General features: G+C 68.9%; 20 protein-coding genes and 1 pseudogene. 9 read left to right on the top strand and 12 right to left on the bottom strand.

Features of this window, described 5'->3' with window-relative positions:
• The first annotated feature begins 25 nt into the window (after window positions 1-25).
• On the top strand, window positions 26-1,828 hold the full coding sequence (locus tag G6N26_RS02410; RefSeq protein WP_083018464.1) for an AMP-dependent synthetase/ligase: 1,803 nt from the start codon (window positions 26-28) through the stop codon (window positions 1,826-1,828).
• A 13-nt stretch (window positions 1,829-1,841) separates the two neighbouring features.
• Here the strand turns inward: G6N26_RS02410 and pimB are convergent, their stop codons facing one another.
• The 4 genes from pimB to G6N26_RS02390 form a co-directional block, all read right to left on the bottom strand.
• The gene (pimB, locus tag G6N26_RS02405; RefSeq protein ID WP_083018467.1) at window positions 1,842-2,972 is read right to left on the bottom strand and encodes a GDP-mannose-dependent alpha-(1-6)-phosphatidylinositol monomannoside mannosyltransferase; all 1,131 of its coding nucleotides are present in this window, start codon (window positions 2,970-2,972) and stop codon (window positions 1,842-1,844) included.
• A gap of 63 nt (window positions 2,973-3,035) precedes the next feature.
• Complete coding sequence (locus G6N26_RS02400; protein WP_083018470.1) at window positions 3,036-3,851, bottom strand: hypothetical protein; 816 nt, start codon at window positions 3,849-3,851, stop codon at window positions 3,036-3,038.
• Window positions 3,852-3,909: 58 nt separating this feature from the next.
• A complete protein-coding gene (ripC, locus tag G6N26_RS02395) occupies window positions 3,910-5,055 on the bottom strand; it encodes a peptidoglycan hydrolase RipC (protein ID WP_067173717.1) in 1,146 nt (381 codons plus the stop codon).
• Window positions 5,056-5,236: 181 nt separating this feature from the next.
• Window positions 5,237-5,491, bottom strand: a complete 255-nt coding sequence (locus G6N26_RS02390; RefSeq protein ID WP_232067525.1) for a hypothetical protein — start codon at window positions 5,489-5,491, stop codon at window positions 5,237-5,239.
• Window positions 5,492-5,597: 106 nt separating this feature from the next.
• On the opposite strand from G6N26_RS02390, the pseudogene G6N26_RS02385 reads away from it, so the two are divergent.
• Window positions 5,598-7,469, top strand: a pseudogene (locus G6N26_RS02385) (DEDD exonuclease domain-containing protein); the annotation flags it as partial.
• Here the strand turns inward: G6N26_RS02385 and trpD are convergent.
• Window positions 7,407-8,498 carry an anthranilate phosphoribosyltransferase gene (gene trpD, locus G6N26_RS26025; RefSeq protein WP_163648706.1) on the bottom strand — a complete coding sequence of 364 codons (1,092 nt, stop codon included), beginning with the start codon at window positions 8,496-8,498 and terminating at the stop codon, window positions 7,407-7,409. The pseudogene G6N26_RS02385 and the gene trpD overlap by 63 nt on opposite strands.
• A gap of 140 nt (window positions 8,499-8,638) precedes the next feature.
• Here trpD and ctaE point away from each other — a divergent pair, with 140 nt between their 5' ends.
• Genes ctaE through qcrB form a run of 4 tightly spaced genes read left to right on the top strand, consistent with a single transcriptional unit; the run spans window position 8,639 to window position 13,036 of the window.
• A complete protein-coding gene (ctaE, locus tag G6N26_RS02375; protein WP_055401014.1) occupies window positions 8,639-9,250 on the top strand; it encodes an aa3-type cytochrome oxidase subunit III in 612 nt (203 codons plus the stop codon).
• 29 nt (window positions 9,251-9,279) lie between these two features.
• A complete protein-coding gene (qcrC, locus tag G6N26_RS02370) occupies window positions 9,280-10,143 on the top strand; it encodes a cytochrome bc1 complex diheme cytochrome c subunit (protein ID WP_095577043.1) in 864 nt (287 codons plus the stop codon).
• Window positions 10,140-11,351 carry a cytochrome bc1 complex Rieske iron-sulfur subunit gene (gene qcrA / locus G6N26_RS02365; protein WP_067173729.1) on the top strand — a complete coding sequence of 404 codons (1,212 nt, stop codon included), beginning with the start codon at window positions 10,140-10,142 and terminating at the stop codon, window positions 11,349-11,351. Before qcrC ends, qcrA begins: the two co-directional genes overlap by 4 nt.
• A complete protein-coding gene (qcrB, locus tag G6N26_RS02360; protein WP_067173732.1) occupies window positions 11,348-13,036 on the top strand; it encodes a cytochrome bc1 complex cytochrome b subunit in 1,689 nt (562 codons plus the stop codon). Before qcrA ends, qcrB begins: the two co-directional genes overlap by 4 nt.
• 205 nt (window positions 13,037-13,241) lie before the next feature.
• On the opposite strand, the gene G6N26_RS02355 is transcribed toward qcrB, so the two are convergent.
• The 4 genes from G6N26_RS02355 to ctaC all read right to left on the bottom strand — a co-directional run bounded on the left by G6N26_RS02355 (window position 13,242) and on the right by ctaC (window position 16,526).
• Window positions 13,242-13,886, bottom strand: a complete 645-nt coding sequence (locus G6N26_RS02355; protein ID WP_083018478.1) for a DUF2561 family protein — start codon at window positions 13,884-13,886, stop codon at window positions 13,242-13,244.
• A complete protein-coding gene (locus G6N26_RS02350) occupies window positions 13,886-14,809 on the bottom strand; it encodes an MmpS family transport accessory protein (RefSeq protein ID WP_163648703.1) in 924 nt (307 codons plus the stop codon). Before G6N26_RS02350 ends, G6N26_RS02355 begins: the two co-directional genes overlap by 1 nt.
• Before the next feature lie 189 nt (window positions 14,810-14,998).
• Window positions 14,999-15,418 carry a cytochrome c oxidase subunit 4 gene (locus G6N26_RS02345; RefSeq protein WP_067172677.1) on the bottom strand — a complete coding sequence of 140 codons (420 nt, stop codon included), beginning with the start codon at window positions 15,416-15,418 and terminating at the stop codon, window positions 14,999-15,001.
• Window positions 15,419-15,431: 13 nt separating this feature from the next.
• Window positions 15,432-16,526, bottom strand: coding sequence for an aa3-type cytochrome oxidase subunit II (gene ctaC, locus G6N26_RS02340; RefSeq protein ID WP_082991480.1), 1,095 nt, complete (start codon window positions 16,524-16,526; stop codon window positions 15,432-15,434).
• Between the two features lie 146 nt (window positions 16,527-16,672).
• Between ctaC and asnB the strand changes: the two genes are divergently transcribed.
• Window positions 16,673-18,640: an asparagine synthase (glutamine-hydrolyzing) gene (gene asnB / locus G6N26_RS02335; protein ID WP_083020520.1), complete on the top strand. Its 1,968-nt coding sequence runs from the start codon at window positions 16,673-16,675 to the stop codon at window positions 18,638-18,640.
• Between the two features lie 140 nt (window positions 18,641-18,780).
• Here asnB and G6N26_RS02330 read toward each other — a convergent pair whose 3' ends face one another.
• The gene (locus G6N26_RS02330; protein ID WP_083020519.1) at window positions 18,781-19,755 is read right to left on the bottom strand and encodes a carbohydrate kinase family protein; all 975 of its coding nucleotides are present in this window, start codon (window positions 19,753-19,755) and stop codon (window positions 18,781-18,783) included.
• A 183-nt stretch (window positions 19,756-19,938) separates the two neighbouring features.
• Here G6N26_RS02330 and G6N26_RS02325 point away from each other — a divergent pair, with 183 nt between their 5' ends.
• Window positions 19,939-20,628, top strand: a complete 690-nt coding sequence (locus tag G6N26_RS02325; RefSeq protein WP_083020518.1) for an Rv0361 family membrane protein — start codon at window positions 19,939-19,941, stop codon at window positions 20,626-20,628.
• Window positions 20,629-20,706: 78 nt separating this feature from the next.
• Here the strand turns inward: G6N26_RS02325 and G6N26_RS02320 are convergent, their stop codons facing one another.
• Together G6N26_RS02320 and G6N26_RS02315 are read right to left on the bottom strand one after the other, a co-directional pair.
• A complete protein-coding gene (locus tag G6N26_RS02320) occupies window positions 20,707-21,063 on the bottom strand; it encodes a HesB/IscA family protein (protein ID WP_067172662.1) in 357 nt (118 codons plus the stop codon).
• A 96-nt stretch (window positions 21,064-21,159) separates the two neighbouring features.
• Window positions 21,160-22,236 carry a glycerate kinase family protein gene (locus tag G6N26_RS02315; RefSeq protein ID WP_067172704.1) on the bottom strand — a complete coding sequence of 359 codons (1,077 nt, stop codon included), beginning with the start codon at window positions 22,234-22,236 and terminating at the stop codon, window positions 21,160-21,162.
• A 242-nt stretch (window positions 22,237-22,478) separates the two neighbouring features.
• Between G6N26_RS02315 and G6N26_RS02310 the strand changes: the two genes are divergently transcribed.
• Complete coding sequence (locus tag G6N26_RS02310) at window positions 22,479-23,111, top strand: DUF3043 domain-containing protein (protein ID WP_232067562.1); 633 nt, start codon at window positions 22,479-22,481, stop codon at window positions 23,109-23,111.
• Window positions 23,112-23,119: the final 8 nt, after the last annotated feature.

The raw sequence follows: 23,119 nt of genomic DNA, 5'->3' as shown, positions 1-23,119 counted from the left end.
CACGAGGTCAATTGAGGTCATAAGAGTGCGTGAGTACAGCGTCCCCGCCCGCTTTCCGGTCGACGATGACGACAACATCGCCGCGATGGTCTTCGAACACGAGCGCGACGACCCGAACTTTGTCATCTACCAGCGTCAGGTCGACGGCGAGTGGACCGACGTCACCTGCGCCGAGGCGGCCGGCCAGATCCGCTCCGCCGCACTGGGTTTGATCGCACTCGGGGTGCAGGCCGGCGACCGGGTGTCGATCTTCTGTGCCACCTGCTACGAATGGGCGATCCTCGACCTGGCGATCTTGTCGATCGGCGCGGTCACCGTGCCGATCTACGAGACGTCGTCGGCCGAACAGGTGCGCTGGGTGCTGCAGGACTCCGAGGCGGTGCTGGCCTTCGCCGAAACCGACGAACACGCGGCCATGGTCACCGAACTGACCGCCGAACTGCCCGCCCTGCGCCGGGTGCTGCACATCGACGGTTCGGGCCCCAAGGCGCTCGACCAACTCGTCGAGGCCGGCGAGTCGGTGGAGCCGGCCGAGCTGACCGCACGCCTGGAGGCCCTGCGGGCCGGGGACCCCGCGACATTGATCTATACCTCGGGCACCACCGGGCGGCCCAAGGGCTGCCAGCTGACGCATTCGAACCTGCTGTATGAGACCCGCGGCGCCAAGGAGAGCCTGCCGACGCTGCTCGACGAGGGCCAGCGGCTGCTGATCTTCTTGCCGCTGGCGCACGTGCTGGCGCGCTCGCTGACGTTGTCCGCCTTCGCCAACAAGGTGACGGTCGGGTTCACCAGCGACATCAAGAACCTGGTGCCGATGTTCGCGGTGTTCAAACCGACCGTGGTGGTGTCGGTCCCGCGGGTGTTCGAAAAGGTCTACAACACGGCCGAGCAAAACGCGGCGAACGACGGCAAGGGCCGGATCTTCGCCATGGCCGTGCAAACCGCCGTCGACTGGAGCGAGGCCTCCGACCGCGGCCGGCGGGGGCCGCTGCTGCGCGCCAAGCACGCGCTGTTCGACCGGCTGGTCTACCGCAAGTTGCGCGGGGCGCTGGGCGGCGACTGCCATGCGTCCGTGTCGGGCGGCGCGCCGCTGGGGTCGCGGCTGGGGCACTTCTACCGGGGCGTCGGCCTGACCATCCATGAGGGCTACGGCCTGACCGAGACCAGCTCCGCGATCACGGTCAACCAGGTCGGCAACGTCAAGATCGGCACGGTCGGAACGTTGTTGCCCGGCAACAGCATGCGCATCGCCGACGACGGCGAGCTGCTGGTGCGCGGCGGCGTGGTGTTCAGCGGCTACTGGCGCAACGAGCAGGCCACCGCCGACGCGTTCACCGACGGGTGGTTCAGGACCGGCGATCTGGGCGTGCTCGACGAGGACGGCTTCTTGAAGATCACCGGACGCAAGAAGGAAATCATCGTCACCGCGGGCGGCAAGAACGTCGCGCCCGCCGTGCTCGAGGACCGGCTGCGGGCGCATCCGCTGATCAGTCAGGCCATGGTCGTCGGCGACAACAAGCCGTTCATCGCCGCGCTGATCACCATCGACCCCGAGGCGTTCGACGGCTGGAAACAGCGCAACCAGAAGGGATCCGGCACCTCGGTGGCCGACCTGGCCACCGATCCCGACCTCGTCGCCGAGGTGGACGCGGCCATCAAGGACGCCAATCTGGCGGTGTCGCACGCCGAGTCGATCCGCAAGTTCCGCATCCTGCCGGTCGATTTCACCGAGGACACCGGCGAGCTGACCCCGACGATGAAGGTCAAGCGCAACGTGGTGGCCGAAAAGTTCGCCTCCGACATCGAGGCCATCTACCAAAAGGACTGACCGCTCGGCGCCGCTAGCCGAGCAGCCCGGCCAGCCTCGCCGCCAGGGTGTCCCAGCGCCACTGGGCCGTCACCCATTCGCGCCCGGCCGCGCCCATCGCGGCCGCCCTGTCCCGATCGCTCAGCAACTCGGCGACGGCGTCGGCGATTTCGGTGACCGAGCCCCCGTCGACGACGAGCCCGGTTTCGTTGTGCCGCACCGTTTCCGGGGCTCCCCCGGATTTTCCGGCGACGACGGGCACCGCACTCGCCGAGGCCTCCAGGAAGACGATGCCCAGCCCCTCGACGTCCAGCCCGGCGCCGCGGGTGCGGCACGGCATCGCGAACACGTCCGCCAGCGCGTGGTGCGTGGGCAGTTCGGCGGCCGGCACGCCCCCGGTAAAGATGACCTCGTCGGCCACCCCGCAGTCGCGGGCCAGGGCCCGCAGCGATTCCAGGTAGGGTCCGCCGCCGACGATGACCAGGGCGGCCCCGTCGACGCGTCGCCGGATCGACGGCAGCGCCCTGATGAGCATGTCCTGGCCCTTGCGGGGCACCAGCCGCGACACGCACACCACGGTGGGCCGTTCGCCCAACCCGTAGCGCCGGCGCAGCTCGGCGCGCCCGGCCGGATCGGGCCGGAACTTGTCGGTGTCCACCCCGGAGGGCAGGTATTCCAGCGACGCCTTGGGACCGAACGCCGGCGCGAACCGGGACCGCGTATAGCGGCTGACGAACGTGACGATGTCGGTGTCGTCACCGATGCGACGCAGCACGGACCGCGCGACCGGCAGCATCGACCAGCCAACCTCGTGGCCGTGCGTGCTGGCCACCACCCGCTTCGCCCCCGCCCCACGAGCTCGTCGGGCCAGCAGGGCCAACGGCGCGGCCGCCCCGAACCAGACGGTCTCGATGCCCCGGTCGCCGATCAGCCGCCGCATCCGGGCATCGACCGCCCGGCCGGGCAGCATCAGGGTTCCCGGATGGCGCACCACGCGGTAGCCGGCCGCCTCGTCGTGGGCCTCGGCGCCCTTCCACTGCGGCGCATACACCGTCACCGAATGCGACGTGGCCTCGGCGAGTCGACCGACGAACTCACCGAGGTACGACTGGATGCCGCCCGGGCGGGGCGGAAAGTCGTTGGTTACCAGCAGGACCCGACTCACCTGCGACAGGCTAGCGTGACGGCGATGCGGTCCGTGCACACGGCCTGAGCCCGGCGGTGCGCCCTAATGGGTCAGCCACTGGCGCCAACCGGTGAGCAGGCCCGCCTCGCTGGTGTCCAGCACGTCGTGGGCCGCCGTCGCCATGTCGGCGCGCCTGACGCCGCAGGTCGCCAGGTAGAGGTCGTGCAGCTTCGGCGCGCCAAAGGTGTCGGCCACGAACCGGGCGAACCACCAGGCGCGGTCATAGGCCAGCGAGCGCGGCGCGCCCGGCACGTCCAGGTCGGCATCCGAGGGCAGCGTCATGGGCAGCATCCCCTCCCTGGGCACCGGCGTTGGGGGGCGGCCGACGAAGTCGGCGACGCCCTCGGTGAGCCAGCGGGGTGCGTCCGCAACGGTGTCCGCGCGCGAGGCGTAGTGAAAAAGCTCGTGGGTCAACACGATTCGCAGGGACGTTGCACTGATGGTGGCGGCGCCCGGCGCGAACACGATGCGCTGGCCGAGGGCGACCCGGCGAGCGGGGTCGATCCGGTCGGAGACCGTGGCGGCGGCGATGTCGGCCCATTGCGCCGCCGGTCCCCCGCCGGCGGCGGCGCGAAATTCCTCGTCCGTGCCGGCCGCGACCACCGAGATTTCGCGTGGCCAGTCGGCGCCCCAGAACGCCTCCACGGCGTTGATCGCGGCGCCCATGTCCGAGGCCACCCGCGACAACAGGCGCTCACTCGACGCGCCGCCGAGGCCCAGCAGCCGGACGGTACGGTCGCCGACGACGATCGACTTCGTCGAGGCGCTGACCTGGCTGCGCGCGGGCGTGATCAGCTGCGGGGGCCGGAGCCGGCTGTTCCGCACGGCGTCGAACGGCACGGCCGCGGCCACGATCAGTTCGACGACGAAAACCCAGGCCAGCAGGATCGGAAGCCGCCGGCGCAGCGCGAGATGTCTAGTAACGGCGGGCGTCGTAGATCGGGCCTGAAGAGTTCATCGGCACGACCTGTACCGGCACACCGTAGGTGGAGGAATGGATCATCATGCCGTCACCGATGTAGAGGCCGGCGTGCGAGGCGTCGGAGTAGAAGGTGAGCACGTCACCGGGCTGCAGGTCCGACAGCGACACGGGTTGACCGCCGTGGGCCATCGCCTGGCTGGAGTGCGGCAACGAGATGCCGGCCTGCTGGAACGCCCACATCACCAGTCCGGAGCAGTCGAAGCCGCCGGGCGCGGCGCCGCCCCACACATAGGACGAACCCACCTGGGTCAGCGCGGCCTGCACGACGGTGGCGCGGTCACCGCCGCCGACCCCGCCGCCGGGAGCCATCCCGGGCATCCCGCCCGGAGGCGGAGCCTCACCGGGCGCCTGGCCGGGCCCCGGGGGTGCCGCTTCCGGAGCCGGGGCGCCGGGAGCCGGCGCCGCCGCGGGCACCGCCGGCGCGGGATTGGCGAGGGCGGTGCGCTGGTCGGCGGTCAGCGACATGTACTGCGACTTGACCACCGCGATCTGCACCTGCAGCTGACTTTGCTTGGACTGCAAGCTGGCCCGCACCGCGGCGGCCTGCTCGGCCGCGCTCTTGGCGTCGGCGGCGGACTTCGCGGACTCGCGCTCGGCCTTGGCGGCCTGCTCGCCGGCGATCCGGTAGCTCTTCATCTGGCTGGCCATCTGCGTGGCCATCACCCGCTGCACCGCGAGCTTGTCGATGAGCCCCTGCGGCGAGCCGGCGGTCAGGATGGCTTCCATGCCGTCGACGTGACCGCCCATGTAGGTGGCGGCGGCTAGGTTGTTGACGGAGTTCTGGAACGACGCCAAGTGGGCCTTCGTCGCGTCGACGGCGGCCTGGTCGTCGTTGTGCTTCTTGTCGGCGGCGCGCTGGGCGGCCACCTTGTCGTTCAGGTCGAGCTGGGCGCTGTGCATCGCCTCGGTGGTTTGCTCGGCCTGACGCGACAGCTCGTTGAGTTTTGCCATGGCGTCTTCGGCCGGATCCGCCAATGAGGGGGCGGTCACCACGCCGAACAGAATCGCGAAGCCAGCTAGCGTCCCCAGGACCGAACGTGTCAGGACACGCGCAACCGGGTACCTAGAGTCAAGCCTCAAGATTTTGCTTCCTTAAACGGCCATCGACGAATGCTGGTCGTCGAGCGGGTTTAGGTCTCAAACAGGTTACGAAACGATATCGGCGTTTGTCCAAAGCGGGCGGTTAAGAAATTAGAAAGAATTCTGTCATTTTCATGTGATCCATTCCGCCTGGGTCGAGGGCCTTTGGCGGACAAGGCATTTAGGCTACCCCAGATCCACGGTCCCGACGAATCGGGACTAGCCGAAGCCGCGGCGCCAAGCCGACCTCGGCGAGAACTTCCAATGCCGCTCGTTCGTCCTGCAATAAAGTATCCGGGACCCCGAGTATCACGCTGACCACACAGTCGCGGCAGCCGGGGCCGCGCACCGCGCAGTCGTCACAGTCGATCACCACCGGCGCGCCCGGCTCCGGCGGCGGCATCGCGACGTTGGTGGGTCCAGTTCTTGGTGCCATCGGGATCGTCCTCTCGGTCTGGCTCCGACGAACATCACGCCGGTCAGCCCGAACGCTAACCGCGGGCACCGACATCTCTTCCCGGCCGCGGCGTGGGACGCCGCCGATGTCGGTCGCCGTGCCTAACGTCACCCCCGTGGCTGCACGTGGCGCGACTCAGCTGAGCTTCGCCGACGTGGGGTCACCCTGCACGCCCGATGAGCTCTCGCTGCGCGATACCACCTTCGTCGTGGTTGACCTCGAGACCACCGGCGGACGCACCAAAGCCACCGCGGGGGCGCAGCCGGACGCCATCACTGAAATCGGGGCGGTCAAGGTGCGCGGCGGCGTGGTGCTCGGCGAGTTCGCCACCCTGATCGATCCGCAGCGCAGCATCCCGCCCCAGATCGTGCAGCTGACCGGCATCACCACGGCGATGGTGTCCGACGCGCCGACCATCGACGCCGTGCTGCCGATGTTTTTGGAGTTCTCCCGCGACGCGGTGCTGGTCGCGCACAACGCCGGCTTCGACATCGGCTTCCTGCGCGCCGCCGCCCAGCAGTGCGACATCGCCTGGCCGCGGCCGCAGGTGCTGTGCACCGTGCGGCTGGCCCGCCGGGTGCTCAGCCGCGAGGAGGCCCCCAGTGTGCGGCTGGCCTCCCTGGCGCGGCTGTTCGCCAACCGGCTCGGAGGGGTCACCCAACCCACCCACCGCGCGCTCGACGACGCCCGCGCGACCGTCGACGTGCTGCACGCCCTCATCGAGCGGGTGGGCAACCAGGGCGTGCACACCTACGCCGACCTGCGCTCCTATCTGCCCGACGTGACACCGGCCCAGCGCCGCAAACGCGTGCTCGCCGACGGGCTCCCGCACCGGCCGGGGGTGTACCTGTTTCGCGGGCCGTCGGGCGAGGTGCTCTACATCGGCACCGCCGTCGACCTGCGCAGGCGGGTCTCGCAGTACTTCACCGGAGCCGATCCCCGCGGCCGCATGAAAGAGATGGTCACACTGGCCGGCGCGGTCGACCACGTCGAGTGCGCCCACGCGCTGGAGGCCGGTGTGCGCGAACTGCGGCTGCTGGCCGCGCATGCCCCGCCGTACAACCGCCGATCCAGGTTCCCGCAGCGGTGGTGGTGGGTGGCGCTGACCGAGGAGGCGTTCCCCCGCCTGGCGGTGGTGCGCGCCCCGCGCCACGACCGCGCCGTCGGACCGTTCCGGGCACGCGCCGACGCCGCCGACACCGCCGCCCTGCTGGCCAGGTTCACCGGGCTGCGCACCTGCACGAACCGGTTAGGCCGCTCGGCATTACACGGGCCGCTGTGCGCCGAGGCGGAGGTGTCACCGTGCCCGGCCGCGCGCGACGTCACCGCCACGCAATACGCCGCGGCCGTCGCGCACATGGCTTCGTTGGTCGACGGCGCGGACAACACCGCCCTGACGGCCGCCGTGGCCCAGGTCGCCGCCCTCGCCGAGCGGAGTCACTTCGAAAGCGCCGCGCGGCTGCGCGACCGCACCGCCGCCGCCGTCGAGACGCTGTGGCGCGGTCAGCGGTTGCGCGCCCTGGCCGCGCTGCCCGAACTGATCGCCGCCGCCCCCGACGGCCAGGGCGGCTATCACCTCGTCGTCATCCGCCACGGCCAACTCGCCGCGGCCGGCAACGCCCGACGGGGGGTGCCGCCGATGCCGGTCGTCGACGCGATTACCGCTGGGGCACAAGCGATTCTGCCCGTGCCGGCCCCGCTGGGCGGGGCGCTGGTCGAGGAGACCGCACTGATCGCGCGCTGGCTGGGCGCGCCCGGCGTGCGCATCGTGCGGGTCGAGGGAACCGGGGAGGGCGCGGGCTGGGCGTCCCCGCTGCGATCCGCCGGCGGGTGGGCGGCCTGGGCGGAGGCGGCGCGCTCGGCGCGGGTGGCCGCCGAGCAAGCCCTGCGCGATTCAGACCTGCTGGCCGAACCGCACCCAACGCGCGAGCAGCTGTTCGGCCGCGCCGGAATCGATGGCCTTGCTGGCGCGGGCCAACCCGTCCTCCCACGCCGGCAACCATTCGGCGCGACTGGATAGCCCGGCGTAGGCCACGATCGCGCCGGCGGCGTTGAGCACGACGGCGTCGCGCACCGGGCCCTTGCCCCCGGCCAGCACCGCGCGCACCTCCGCGGCGTTGGCCTGCGCGTCGCCGCCCAGCAAGTCGTCGAGGTCGGCGCGGGGGAACCCGAACCCGGCCGGATCGAACGTCAGCCTGTCCACTGTGCCGGCCTGCACCCGCCAGATCGTGCTGGTGGTCGTGGTGGTCAACTCGTCGAGCCCGTCGTCGCCGTGCACCACCAGCACGCTGGAGCGGCGGGCGGCGAACACCCCCGCCATCACCTCGGCCAGGTCGGCGAACGCGCAGCCGATCAATCCGGCCCGGGGCCGGGCCGGATTGGTAAGCGGCCCAAGGAGATTGAACACCGTCGGCACGCCAAGCTCGCGGCGCACCGCCGAGGTGTGCCGGTACGACGGGTGGAACAGCGGCGCGAAGCAGAACCCGATGCCGACCTCGGCGAGGCTGCGCGCCACCTCGTCGGGTCCGAGGTCGATGCGGATGCCGAGCGCCTCAAGCGTGTCGGCGCCACCGGACAACGACGAGGCCGCCCGGTTGCCGTGTTTGACCACCGGCACACCCGCGGCCGCCGTCACGATCGCGGCCATCGTGGACAGGTTCACGGTGTTGACGCCGTCGCCGCCGGTTCCGACGATGTCGACGGTATCTCCGACTTCCTGGCGCGATGCGCTGTCGGGCATCGGCAGCGCGTGGCCGAGCATGACCTCGGCCAGCTCGATCACCTCGGCCGACGTCGGCACCTTCACCTGCATCGCCACCGCGAAGGCCGCGATCTGGGCGGCGCTCGCCTCGCCGGTCATGATCTGATCCATGGCCCAGGCGGCCTGGCCGCGGGTCAGGTCCTGACCGCCCGTCAGCCGGCCCAGGACCCGCGGCCACGACGTTGCGGACCCGCCGGACGGCGAAACCTCAGATGACAAAGCCACGCGCCGATGGTCCCACGGGGACCACACCGGCCCCAACCGCCGACCGCGAGCGGCCCGGCCCCCACGCGCGCGCGACGCGCCAGACATCAAATTGCGCCCCGGGTGGAGATCAACAACTACAAAGCGTCATACTTGCGGATGTGACCAGCGCTGTCGGGACCTCAGGTACTGCAATTACGTCGCGGGTTCATTCGCTGAATCGACCCAACATGGTCAGTGTCGGCACCATCGTCTGGCTCTCCAGCGAGCTGATGTTCTTTGCCGGCCTGTTCGCGATGTACTTCACCGCGCGTGCCCAGTCCGGTGGGAAATGGCCGCCGCCGCCCACCGAGCTGAATCTGTACCAGGCCGTCCCCGTGACATTGGTGCTGATCGCGTCGTCGTTCACCTGCCAGATGGGGGTGTTCGCGGCCGAGCGCGGCGACGTGTTCGGGCTGCGCCGCTGGTACGTCATCACCTTCCTGATGGGTCTGTTCTTCGTTTGCGGGCAGGGCTATGAGTACTTCCACCTGGCGACCCACGGCACCACCATCCCCGGCAGCGCCTACGGCAGCGTGTTCTATCTGGCCACCGGGTTCCACGGCCTGCACGTGACCGGCGGACTGATCGCCTTCATCTTCTTGCTGGCCCGCACCGCGATGAGCAAGTTCACGCCGGCGCAGGCTACGGCCAGCATCGTCGTCTCGTACTACTGGCATTTCGTCGACATCGTGTGGATCGCGCTGTTCACCGTGATCTATTTCATCCGATGAGCAGGCGCTGGACGAACAGGAGTGCTCGGTTGAAGAAACTGGGGTCTACCCGATCCGGTTCGCGGCTTACTCAGTCGCAACAAGGGCAGCGTGACCGTTCGCGACGGCGGCTGCGCCGCCGGTTGTCGGGCGGATTGCTGCTGCTGATCGCGCTGACCATCGCCGGTGGTCTGGCCGCCATCCTGACCCCCCGTCCGCAGGTGGCCGTCGCCGATGAGTCGAACTCGGCGCTGCTGCGGAATGGAAAGCAGCTCTTCGACACGTCGTGCGTGTCTTGTCACGGCGCCAACCTGCAGGGTGTGCCCGACCGTGGGCCGAGCCTGATCGGTGTCGGCGAAGAGGCCGTCTACTTCCAGGTGTCCACCGGCCGGATGCCGGCGATGACCGGCGAGGCGCAGGCGCCCCGCAAGGAACCGATCTTCGACGCGGGCCAGATCGACGCGCTGGGCGCCTACGTGCAGGCCAACGGCGGCGGCCCGACGACCGTGCGCAACCCCGACGGCAGCCTGGCGATGCACTCGCTGCGCGGCGAGGACCTCGGCCGCGGTGGCGACCTGTTCCGGCTCAACTGCTCGTCGTGCCACAACTTCACCGGCAAGGGCGGGGCGCTGTCGTCCGGCAAGTACGCGCCGGACCTCGAGCCCGCCAACGAGCAGCAGATCCTGGCGGCCATGCGGACCGGTCCGCAGAACATGCCGAAGTTCTCCGACCGCCAGCTGTCTTTCGAGGCCAAGAAGGACATCATCGGCTACATCAAGGCGGTGACCGAAGAGCGTCAGCCGGGCGGCTACGGCCTGGGCGGATTCGGGCCCGCACCCGAGGGTATGGCCGCCTGGATCATCGGGATGGTCGCGGCGATCGGGCTGGCACTGTGGATTGGGGCACGAGCATGAGCGACCAAGACGTTCGCGGCTCTGACACGGGCGGGAGCCCGCAGGGCACCGGCGAGAGGGAACCCGACGATGCGGCGCTGGCCGCGATGTCGCAGCAGGAACTGGTGGCCCTCGGCGGCAGGCTCGACGGCGTCGAGACCGTGTTCAAGGAAAACCGCTGGCCGGTCGAGGGCACCAAGGCCGAGAAGCGCGCCGAGCGCGGCGTCGCCCTCTGGCTTTTGCTGGGCGGCGGCTTCGGACTGGCGCTGCTGCTGATCTTCCTGTTCTGGCCATGGGAGTACAAGCCCAAGGAGGCCGCGGGCAGCTGGCTCTACACACTGACCACTCCGCTGTACGGCCTGACCTTCGGGATGTCGATCCTGTCGATCGGGATCGGCACCATCCTGTACCAGAAGCGCTTTATCCCCGAAGAGATTTCGATTCAAGACCGGCACGACGGGGCGTCCCGCGACGTCGACCGCAAGACCGTGGTGGCGAACCTGGCGGACGCCTATAACGGCTCCAGCATCGGGCGGCGCAAGCTGGTCGGGCTGTCGCTGGGCGTGGGCCTGGGCGCGTTCGGCCTGTCCACCCTGGTGGCGTTTGCCGGCGGCCTGATCAAGAACCCGTGGAAGCCGGTGGTGCAGACCGCCAACGGCAAGAAGGCGGTGCTGTTCACCTCCGACTGGACCCCGCGCTACCACGGCGAGACCATCTACCTCGCGCGCGCCACCGGCAGCTTCGCCGGGTCGCCGTTCGTCAAGATGCGGCCCGAGGACCTCGACGCCGGCGGCATGGAAACCGTCTTCCCGTGGCGGGAGTCCGACGGCGACGGCACCACCCCGGAGTCGCAGGAGAAGCTGCGGGCGATCAACCAGGGTGTGCGTAATCCCGTGATGCTCATCCGGATTCGCCCCACCGACATGCACCGCGTGGTCAAGCGGCAGGGCCAGGAGAGCTTCAACTTCGGCGAGCTGTTCGCCTACACGAAGGTCTGCTCGCATCTGGGTTGCCCGGCGTCGCTGTTCGAGGAGCAGTCCTACCGAATCTTGTGCCCTTGCCACCAGTCGCAGTTCGACGCGCTGCACTTCGCCAAGCCGATCTTCGGGCCGGCGGCGCGTGCGTTGGCGCAACTGCCGATCACCATCGACACCAACGGGTATTTGGTCGCCAACGGTGACTTCATCGAGCCCGTCGGACCGGCATTCTGGGAGAGGACGACATCATGAGTCCCAAACTGAGTCCCCCAAAGATCGGCGACGTCCTGGCCCGTCAAGGCGAGGACATCGACACGCGCTACCACCCGTCGGCTGCCGTGCGCAGACAGCTCAACAAGGTGTTCCCCACCCACTGGTCGTTCCTGCTGGGCGAGATCGCGATGTACAGCTTCATCGTGTTGCTGCTCACCGGGGTGTACCTGACGCTGTTCTTCGACCCGTCCATGGGCGAGGTCACCTACAACGGCGCCTACCAGCCGCTGCGCGGTGTGGACATGTCGAAGGCCTTCGCGTCGACCCTCGACATCTCCTTCGAGGTCCGCGGCGGCCTCTTCGTTCGTCAGGTCCACCACTGGGCGGCGCTGATCTTCTCGGCGTCGATCATGGTCCACCTCGCCCGCATCTTCTTCACCGGCGCGTTCCGCCGGCCGCGTGAAGCGAACTGGGTCATCGGTTCGCTGCTGCTGATCCTGGCCATGTTCGAGGGCTACTTCGGCTACTCGCTGCCCGACGACCTGTTGTCGGGCATCGGGTTGCGCGCCGCGCTGTCGTCGATCACGTTGGGCATGCCGGTGATCGGCACCTGGCTGCACTGGGCCCTGTTCGGTGGCGACTTCCCCTGCGGCGGCGTCGGAAACGAATGCGCCACAGCGGGTTACATCATCCCCCGCATGTACTCTCTGCACATCCTGCTGCTGCCCGGCATCATCCTGGCGCTGATCGGCCTGCACCTTGCCATGGTGTGGTTCCAGAAGCACACCCAGTTCCCCGGACCGGGCCGCACCGAGCACAACGTGGTCGGGGTGCGCGTGATGCCGGTGTTCGCGGTCAAGTCCGGCGCGTTCTTCGCCGCGATCGTCGGCGTGCTGGGCCTGCTGGGCGGTCTGCTGCAGATCAACCCGATCTGGAACCTGGGGCCCTACAAGCCATCTCACGTCTCGGCGGGCTCGCAGCCGGACTTCTACATGATGTGGACCGAGGGCCTGGCCCGTATCTGGCCGCCGTGGGAGTTCTACTTCTGGCACCACACCATTCCGGCCGCGGTCTGGGTGGCGCTGATCATGGGCGGAATCTTCGTCCTGCTGATCATCTACCCGTTCCTGGAGAAGCGGTTCAGCGGTGACAACGCGCACCACAACCTGCTGCAGCGTCCGCGCGACGTGCCGGTGCGCACGTCGATCGGCGCGATGGCGATCTCGTTCTACATGTTGCTGACGCTGGCGGCCATGAACGACATCATCGCGTTCAAGTTCGACATCTCGCTCAACGCGACGACGTGGATCGGGCGCATCGGCATGGTGATCCTGCCGCCGATCGTCTACTTCGTCACCTACCGGTGGTGCATCGGCCTGCAGCGCAGCGACCGCGCGGTGCTCGAGCACGGCATCGAGACCGGCATCATCAAGCGGCTGCCGCACGGTGCCTACGTCGAGCTGCACCAGCCGTTGGGCCCGGTCGACGACCACGGCCACCCGTTGCCGCTCGAATACCAGGGATCGGCGCTGCCCAAGAAGATGAACAAGCTGGGCTCGGCCGGGTCGCCAGGCAGCGGCAGCTTCATGTTCGCCGATCCGGTGTCCGAGGACACGGCCCTGCGGGAGGCGGCGCACAGCTCCGAGCAGCGTGCCCTGACCGCACTGCGCGAACACCAGGACGGCCTCAACGGTTCGACGAACGGCGAGTCCGGCAAGCACTAGCGCGGCTCTGTGACGGCTCGCGGCGGCTCCGCAGGGAGCCCGCCGCGAGCCGTTCGCGTTAGCGGCTGCGCCCGCTCCCCCGCTGCTCCCGCTCCCCCGCGAAATGCGAAGCGGGGGCACGCGTCTCGGTGGGGTCGTGTGCATCGTTGGCGTGTCGCGGCGGGCTCGGCCACGCGACCGGCGCGGCCACCGGGAGACGGGCGGCTTAGTGCTCGTCGACTACGCGGCGCAGCTGCCGGATGTGCAGCCACTCGACCGCAGGCATCGCGGCGGTGATGGCGCCGGCGAAGACATACGCCGTCCAGGACGCGCCGTCGTGGCCGACCGCCATCAGGTAGGTCGCGGTCGCGACCGCGATCAGCGCCGCACCCATGGTGCCGGTCAGGATGACCGTGCCGCGCAACCAGACTCGGTCGACCGTCTCCCCTGACCATTCCGCGTCGGTTTTCGGCGGCGCGGCCTGCACCGTGGCCTGTCGCGCCCGCTCGGCCGACGTGCGCGGCGCCTGGGACATCAGGCGCACCGGCGGCCGGTTCGGCGCGGTCATCGCACGGCCGGCCGGCTCGGACTGCGACATCCGCCGGGCCCGCAACAGGATGGGGATGGCGCCGGCGATGATCAGCGCGGAAACGATGATGACCGCGTACAACACCCAGGTCGTGTGCGGGCTGCTGGCCGATTTGTGAAATCCCCTGCCCAGGTCGGTGAGCGCGACGGCCGCGGCCACGCTGACGCCCAACAGCACCAGGTAGATCGCGGCGCACGCGCCGAGCAGGATGCGGTCGATCACCTCGGGCGAAATGGTGTCGTCGCCCACCCCGCGCCGATATGCCGAATATCTGCTGACCATCAGCAGCTCGTCTGCGGCGAGTCGTTGCTGTTCGACGACAGCACGGTTCCGTCGCTCGTCGTGATCGAGCAGTTGAGCCTGCTGACCCGGAACAGGCTGGAGGCCTCCACCGAGCCCACGTCCGACTGCGAGATCGGGGTGACGGTCATCGACCAGGGGATGTACACGTTGTGCTGGGTGCGCCGCCGGCCGGACGCGTCGACGTAGGTCACCGAGATGATGTCGCCCGGGGCCTTGGTGCCGGTCACCGAGTAGGTGACCTGCCGCGGCCCGGTGGGTGTCGTGGGCGGCGGGGGCGCTGCGGCCGTGGAGGTCGCCGGGGGCGCCGGAGCGGGTGCGGGCGGGGGCGGCGGTGCCGGGGAAGGCGTCACCGTCACAGTCTGTGTCTCCGTTGCTGTCGGGGGCGGCGGCGGTTCGGTCGTGGGCGGCGGTGGAGGCGGTGGGGGCGGCGGTTTGGTGGTCGTGATCTCGTCCTGCAGCGGCGGCGTGGACGGGGCGGTGGTGGTGTTGGGGTTGGCCAGCTTGGTGGTGTCGGTGCGGGCGAACAACAGCGACACCGATACGACGAGCGCAATCGCGGCCAGGATGGCGGCGATCCCCACCACCCACGGCCAGCGTGCGGTGCTGCGCTCGTCGTCGTCCTCGGACTCCTCGTAGTCCTCGTAGTCGTAGAGCCGCAGATCGGCGGGCATGTAGGGGCCGCTGGTGAAGTGCTCGGACTCCGGGGCCGAGTAGGCGCGTGAGTAGGCGTCCGTCTCGTCCGCAGCGGCCATTTCGGCGCTGTCGTCGAAGGGTTCCGCCGTGCCCTCGACGTCGTGGTCGCCGCCGGCGTCCGCGCCGTCATCGGCGTCCGCTTGGGGGCTGATCGGGTCGACAGGATCGGGTTCGTCAGGTTCCCATCCCGGGGGTTTCGACCCGCTCATCTCTGCCCTTTGCCTACCCTGTTCGACTGCATCACCTGCGCGTAAAACTCCGCAATCACCTCGTTGCCGGGCGCGCTGGGAAACTTCTCATTGCCTGCGCGAAACACTACCGAACCCAAAACAGGCAGAGCCGCCGTGGCGAACGGCGCAAGCGATCACGTGATCGGATTGTGACCTTTATGCCGCGAATCAGTGCTTCTCAGGACCCAGGTAGTACTCGAAGACCAGTCCGGCCACCGACGTCAGGACGAACATCACCCCAGCGAAGATCAGCCACGGCAGCCACAGCCCGATGCCCACCGCCACCACCGAGCCCGATAGCGCGATCAGGATCGGCCACCAGCTGTGTGGGCTGAAGAAGCCCAATTCCCCTGCTCCGTCGCTGATCTCGGCGCCTTCGTAGTCCTCGGGCCGAGTGTCGAGCCGGCGCGCCACGAACCGGAAGAAGGTGGCCACGATCAGCGCCAGGCCGCCCGTCAGCGCCAGCGCGGTTGTGCCCGCCCACTCCTCACCGCCGGTGGCGAACAACGCGGTCAAAACCCCGTAGAGCACCGCAACCACAAAGAAGAACCCGGCGATGAACTCGAATAGCCTGGCTTCGATATGCATTTGGTTTCCTAACCTACTGGCTCAGCTGACCGCGGCGGGTGTCGAACGGGTGCGTGGTCACCGCGGCCGGCGGTTGTCCGATCGCCTGCAGCGCCGCGGCGTTGCTCTTGCCATCCATCCGCTGCTGCAGATAGGCCTTGAAGTCGTTGGGCGACACCACGCGAACCTCGAAGTTCATCATCGAGTGGTAGGTGCCACAGAACTCGGCGCAGTGGCCGACGAACGCCCCGGGCGTGTTGATCTCTTCGACCTGGAAGACGTGCACGGAGTTGTTCGCGTCGGCGTTCGGGATGACGTCGCGCTTGAACAAGAACTCCGGAACCCAGAACGTGTGGACGACATCGGCGGACGCCAGATCGAATTCGATGCGCTTGCCGGTCGGCAGCACCAGCACCGGGATCTCGTTGCTGGTTCCCAGGGTCTCGACCTTGTCGAAGTTCAGGTAGGTGCGGTCCGAGGTGTTGAGCCCGCGGACGGGGCCGACCAGCTCTTCGCCGTGCTCGTCCTTACCTTCCGGCTTGGACACCATCGCCTTCTTGCGCGCCTGGTCCGTGCCGTCGTAGGTCAGCGTGCCGTCTTTGAACGCCACGCGCTGATACCCGAACTTCCAGTTCCACTGGAAGGCGGTGACGTCGATCACGACCTCGGGATCCTTGGCGATGTGCAGCATCTTTTCCTGCACCACCACGGTGAAGTAGAACAGCACCGAGATGATGAGGAACGGCGTCACCGTGAGCGCGAGCTCCAGGGGCATGTTGTAGCCGAACTGGCGGGGCAGCTCGGTGTCGGTCGCCTTCTTGCGGTGGAAGGCCGAGGACCAGAAGATCAGGCCGTAGACGATGGCGCCGACGACCAGCGAGGCGATCACCGCGCCGATCCACAGCTCGCGGTTGAGGTGCGCCTGCGGCGTGATGCCCCTCGGCCAGCCCAGGGCCAGCGCGTCGGCCCAGCTGCTGCAACCGCTCAGGAAAATCGCCAGCACACCCAGCGACAGAGCCAGCGCCAGCGGCCGTAGACGGCGGGAAACACCCTTGGCAGAGCCTTGAGGACGGCGCTGAAACCTACCCTGCGACAAAGATTGCGAACGGTCCTGCTCGCGAGGGGTCACGTTGGCGCCTCCTGCTCGGATATCGAATACTACGCAGCGTAGACCACGCGTCTGAGCCGGGCGACGAAACCCCGGCCCGCCAGTGTCGCGCCGTGCCGCGTGCGGCATCCACCAGCGGTCTGGAAAGTGCGGCATACTGGGGCGCCGTGTGTGGTCTGCTGGCGTTCGTTGCCGCCCCCGAGGATGGGGACAAGGAGGCGGCGGCCGCCCGCGCCGACGATGCGATCGCGCGCGCGTCGCACTCGATGCGCCATCGCGGGCCCGACGAGCCGGGCACCTGGGTGGACCCAGACACCGACGGTTCGGTCGTGTTCGGCTTCAACCGGTTGTCCATCATCGACATCGCGCACTCGCACCAGCCGCTGCGCTGGGGGCCGCCGGAGGCGCCCGACCGCTACGTGCTGGTGTTCAACGGCGAGATCTACAACTACCTGGAGCTGCGCGACGAACTGTCCACCTCCCACGGGGCCGTCTTCGCCACCGACGGCGACGGCGAGGCCGTCGTCGCGGGTTATCACTACTGGGGCACCGATGTCCTGACCCGGTTGCGCGGCATGTTCGCGTTCGCGCTGTGGGACACCGCTACCCGCGAATTGTTCTGCGCCCGAGACCCTTTCGGCATCAAACCGCTGTTCATGGCGACCGGCGCCGGCGGTACCGCCGTGGCCAGCGAGAAAAAGTGCCTGCTGGATCTGGCCGAGCTGATCGGCTTCGACTCCCGCATCGATGAACGGGCCGTGCAGCACTACACCGTCCTGCAGTACGTGCCCGAGCCCGAGACGTTGCATCGCGGGGTGCGCCGGCTGGAATCGGGCTGCTACGCGCGGATCCGACCCGACCACCTGCAACCGCAGGTCACCCGGTACTTCGCGCCGCGCTTCGCCGCCACCCCGATCATCCGCGGCGGCGAACAGGCCCGGTACGACGAGATCACCGCGGTGCTCGAGGACTCGGTGGCCAAGCACATGCGCGCCGACGTGACCGTCGGGTCATTCCTGTCCGGGGGGATCGACTCCACCGCCATCGCGGCGCTGGCCATCCGGCACAACCCGCGGCTGATCACCTTCACCACCGGCTTCGAGCGGGAGGGATTCTCCGAGATCGACGTCGCGGTGGCCTCGGCGGAGGCCATCGGCGCGCGCCACATCGCCAAGGTCGTCACGCCCGACGAGTTCGTCGCCGCCCTGCCCGAGATCGTCTGGTACCTCGACGAGCCGGTCGCCGACCCGGCGCTGGTGCCGCTGTTCTTCGTGGCCCGCGAGGCCCGCAAGCACGTCAAGGTGGTCCTATCCGGCGAGGGCGCCGACGAATTGTTCGGCGGCTACACGATCTACCGGGAGCCGTTGTCGCTGAAGCCTTTCGACTATCTGCCCCGCCCGCTGCGGCGGTCGATGGGCAAGGTGTCGCGCCCCCTCCCGGAGGGGATGCGGGGCAAGAGCCTGCTGCACCGGGGCTCGCTGACGCTCGAAGAGCGCTACTACGGCAATGCCCGCAGCTTCTCCGACGCGCAGCTGCGCGACGTGCTGCCCGGCTTCCGCCCGGAGTGGACCCATACCGACGTGACCGCGCCGCTGTACGCCGAATCGGCGGGCTGGGACCCGGTGGCCCGCATGCAGCACATCGACCTGTTCACCTGGCTGCGCGGCGACATCCTGGTCAAGGCCGACAAGATGACCATGGCCAACTCCCTGGAGCTGCGGGTGCCGTTCCTGGATCCCGAAGTGTTCGCCGTGGCCTCGCGGTTGCCCGTGGAGGCCAAGATCACCCGCACGACCACCAAGTACGCGTTGCGCCGCGCGCTGGAGCCGATCGTCCCCGCGCACGTGTTGCACCGGCCCAAGCTCGGGTTCCCGGTGCCGATCCGGCACTGGCTGCGCGCCGGCGAGCTGCTGGAGTGGGCCTACGAGCTGGTGGCGTCGGCGCAGGCCAGTTCGGTGGTCAACTTCGTCGACCTGGATGCCGTGCGCAGGATGCTCGACGAGCACCGCAGCGGCGCCGCCGATCACAGCCGCCGGCTGTGGACGCTGCTGATCTTCATGCTCTGGCACGCGATCTTCGTCGAGGGCAGCGTGGTACCCCAGATCAGCGAGCCCGCGTACCCGGTGCAGCTCTAGGCCTGGTCCACCCCGGGTTCGAATGTGAATCCCGCGCTTTCAGTGTGCACACGGGGCGCGACTTGTCGGCGTGTCGCCGCCGCCGGCTCACACTCGACGCCCTGGGTCCACACTCGATGCGGCCCGGGCGGGAAATGGCTTTAGGCGAGCACCGCCGCGATCTCGGCGGCCGCCACGTCGCCGTAGGCGTCGGCCAACCGGGTCTTGGCGACCTCGCGGTCCCACGCCCACTCCTGGGTTCCGGTCGATTCCAGCACCAGCACCGCCACCAGCGAGCCGAGCTGCGCCGAACGCTCGAGGTTCAGCCCGGCGCTGCGCCCGGTGAGGAAGCCGGCCCGGAACGCGTCGCCGACGCCGGTGGGGTCGGTCTGGCTGGTCTCGGGCACCACGCCGACGTGGGTGGTGGTCCCGTCGCGCTCGACGATGTCGACGCCCTTGGCGCCCAGCGTCGTGACCCGCAGGTCCACCTTCTGTTGCACATCGGCCTCGGACCAGCCGGTCTTGGAGCGCAACAGCTCCCACTCGTAGTCGTTGGTGAACAGGTAGGCCGCACCGTCGACCAGCTTGTCGATCTCGTCCCCGGACAGGCGGGGCAGCTGCTGGGACGGGTCGGCTGCGAACGGCAGGCCGAGCTTGCGGCACTCCTCGGTGTGCACCACCATCGCGTCCGGGTCGTTGGCCCCGACGATCACCAGGTCCGGCTTGCCCTGCGCCGACACCAGGTCGGCGAGCTTGATGTTGCGGGCCTCGGACATCGCGCCGGGATAGAACGACGCGATCTGGGCCATGTCCTCGTCGGTGGTGCACACGAAGCGCGCGGTGTGCGCGGTCGTCGAGATCAGCACGTGGTCGCAGTTGACGCCGTGGGACTGCAGCCAGTCGCGGTACTCGCCGAAGTCGTCACCGGCCGCGCCGACCAGCGCCACGTCGCCGCCCAGCACACCGATGGCGAACGCGATATTGCCCGCCACCCCGCCGCGGTGAATCACCAAGTCGTCGACCAGGAAGCTCAGGGACACCTTCTGCAGGTGCTCGGCCAGCAGGTGCTCGGAAAATCGGCCGGGGAACCGCATCAGGTTGTCGGTCGCAATCGAACCTGTCACCGCGATCGTCACGAAATCTCCATCCTTCGTTAGTAAGGTTATCTAGCTTACTCAGGCGCCTGCGGCCGTCGTTGCGTGCACGGTCGCCGCGAGGTCTGCGCTAGCCTCCCTAGGGAACTCACTCAAGTCGCCGGGATCACAATGCTTGGGCCGCAACCCGCTTGCAGTCCCGTCTACCACCGTAGGAGAACCACGATGGCAGGCCCGCACTCGCCGAACCACGCTGTCGGCGGCAACGGACCGAGCGGACATGACTCCCCCAGCGAATCGGCGCCACTCGAGTTCCCCGACGACGACCCCAACCCGGGCGGCGTGGGCTTCACCCCAGCTCCCCAGGCAGGACCCCTTGCGGCCAATTATGCCGGGCCGCCGCCCGGACCGGCGCCGTACCCGCCGCCCCGCTCCAAGCGGCGGCTGATCGTCGGCGTGGCGCTGGCGATCGCGCTCGTCGCGGTGATGACGGTGGCCATCGTCTATGGCGTGCGCACCAACGGGGCCAATACCGGCACCACGTTCTCCGAGGGCGCGGCGAAGACGGCGATTCAGGGGTACCTGGACGCGCTCGAGCACCGCGACATCAACGAGATCGCCCGCAACGCGCTGTGCGGCCTCTACGACGGCGTCCAGGACAAGCGGTCCGACCAGGCGTTGGCCAAGCTCAGCAGCGACGCATTCCGCAAGCAATTCTCCGATGTGGAGATCACCTCGATCGACAAGATCGTGTACCTGTCGCAGTACCAGGCTCAGGCGTTGTTCACCATGCGGGTGTCACCGGTGAGCGGGGGTCCCATGCGCGGGCAGGTGCAGGGCATCGCGCAGCTGCTCTTCCAGCGCGGCCAGATCATGGTGTGCTCGTACGTGCTGCGCACCGGCGGCTCGTACTAGAGCTTTTCGTGCCGCCAGACTGCAACTGCCGACGGCCCTACTCGGGGAACGCGTCGGTAGTTGCGGTCTCGCGTGAAATCAGTTGAACGAATCGCCGCAGGCGCACGACCCGCCGGCGTTCGGGTTGTCGATGGTGAACCCCTGCTTTTCGATGGTGTCCACGAAGTCGATGGACGCGCCGTCGACGTAGGGCGCGCTCATCCGGTCCACCGTCAGGGTCACACCCCCGAACTCCGCGATCAGGTCGCCATCCAGCGACCGGTCGTCGAAGAAGAGGTTGTAGCGCAGCCCAGCGCACCCACCCGGCTGGACCGCGATGCGCAGCGCCAGGTCGTCGCGACCCTCCTGGTCCAGCAGCGACTTGGCCTTGGTGGCGGCGGCCTCAGTCAGGATCACGCCGTGGGTCTTGGCGTTCGACTCGTTTTGCACCGTCATTGCTTCTCCTACATGCCTCATTGTTGAGTGGGACCGATCAGGCCCGACGCCGCCGGCTTGCGCCGCGCGGCCCGGGCTGCCGGGAAGTCCACACCATCAACGGTACCTTGCAGGACCGCTATTCCCGAGTCGCGCCGCCACAACGGAGGCCAGACCCATGAGCTGATTGGCCGCGTCGGCCTGGGCCAGCCGCACCGATCCGGCATGCTCAGCAATCGACAGCGCGGCCATGATGCCCGACGAGCGCACCGTCGCGTTGTCCAGGTCGACCTGGCCGGCCAGCACCACCACCGGGATCCCGCGGGGCCGGGCCGCGTCGGCCAGAAAGCCGACCACTTTGCCGTGCAGGGACTGCTCGTCGAAGCGGCCCTCACCGGTGACGATCAACTCGGCCGTGTCGAGGTCGTCGGACAACCGAGTGTGTTCGGCGATGATGGCGGCGCCGGACTCGCACCGCCCGCCGAGCGCGAGCAGGCCGGCGCCGATGCCGCCGGCGGCCCCCGCGCCCGGCTCGGCGCTCACGTCGCGCCCGGCCACCGCCTCCAAGATGAGCGCCCACGCCTGCAGCCGAACTTCCAGGGCCGCGACGGTGGCCGTGTCGGCACCCTTCTGCGGCCCGAACACTCGGGCCGCTCCCCACGGACCCAGCATCGGGTATTCGGTGTCGGACGCGGCGATCAGCTCCACGTTGCCCAGTTGGCGGCGCGCGGTGTCCAGGCCGCCCAGCTCGGCGATCATGCCTTGGCCGCCGTCGGTGCACGCGCTGCCACCCAAGCCGACGACGATCCGCGTCGCCCCCACCCGCAGCGCCTCGGCGATCAGCTGTCCGACGCCTTTGCTGTGGGCCGCCATCGCGGTCTCCGGGGTGGGCGGACCGCCGAGCAGCGCCAGGCCGCAGGCTTGGGCGCACTCCAGGTAGGCGGTCGCCGACCCGGGATCGAAGACCCATTCGGCTTCCACCATGGCTTTTAGCGGCCCCGACACCCGCAAGCGCCGCATCTCCCCCAGCCTGCTGGCCAGTACTTCGACGAAGCCGGGCCCGCCGTCGGACTGCGGCGCGACGATGAACCGGTCGCCCGGCCGCGACCGGGTCCAGCCGGTCGCGATGGCGGCCGAGGCTTCCAGGGCCGACATGCTGTCGGCGTAACAGTCCGGGGCCACCAGAACTTGCATCGCGGGTAGCTGAAGACGGCCGGGTGCCAGGCCGGGGGCAGCATCATCCGAGGCCATCGACCCGTCGTCCATCAAAGGCAGCCATTCATCACGTGTAAGAGTAGGGCCAAGGGCGGCACTAACGCAGGTCTAATAGCAAGGCATTCCAGGCGAATTCCGGCGCGCGTCATCCGCGAAGTAACCTGGCCCCTGTGAAGCTTTTGGGTCGCAAGAAGGGCCAGGACACCGACCTCGACGAAAACGTGGCCGCGTCGGCCGCCTCCGACGTTGCTGGCGCCGCCGGCGCCACACCCCACCGGACCGGGCCCAAAGGCCGCCCCACGCCCAAACGCAACGAGGCACGACGGAACGCGAAGAAGGGCCCCGTCGCACCCGCACCCATGACCTCCTCGGAGGCCCGGGCCCGGCGCAGAACGCTGGCCGGCCCCAAGCTCAGCCGCGAGGAGCGCCGCGCCGACAAGACCGCCAACCGCGCGCGCATGTCGGAGCGCCGAAATCGCATGATGGCCGGCGAGGAGGGCTACCTGCTGCCGCGCGACCAGGGCCCCGTCCGGCGCTACGTGCGTGACGTGGTGGATTCCCGGCGCAACCTGCTGGGCCTGTTCATGCCGTCGACCCTTTTTTTGATGTTTGTCATGTTCGGCGTCCCGCAGCTGCAGCTCTGGGTGTCTCCGGCGATGCTGGTGCTGATGGCGGTGATGAGCGTCGACGGCCTGATCCTGGGCCGCAAGATCAGCAAGCTGGTCGACGCGAAGTTTCCGAATAACACCGAAAGCCGTTGGAAGCTAGGCCTTTACGCCGCCGGCCGCGCCTCCCAGATGCGCCGGTTGCGGGCGCCGCGGCCTCAGGTCAAGCATGGCGCCAGTGTCGAGTAATCCTCGCC

It is taken from the genome of Mycobacterium marseillense (assembly GCF_010731675.1).
In the GTDB taxonomy this organism is placed as follows: domain Bacteria; phylum Actinomycetota; class Actinomycetes; order Mycobacteriales; family Mycobacteriaceae; genus Mycobacterium; species Mycobacterium marseillense.
This window is presented reverse-complemented; position numbering and strand designations above follow the sequence as displayed.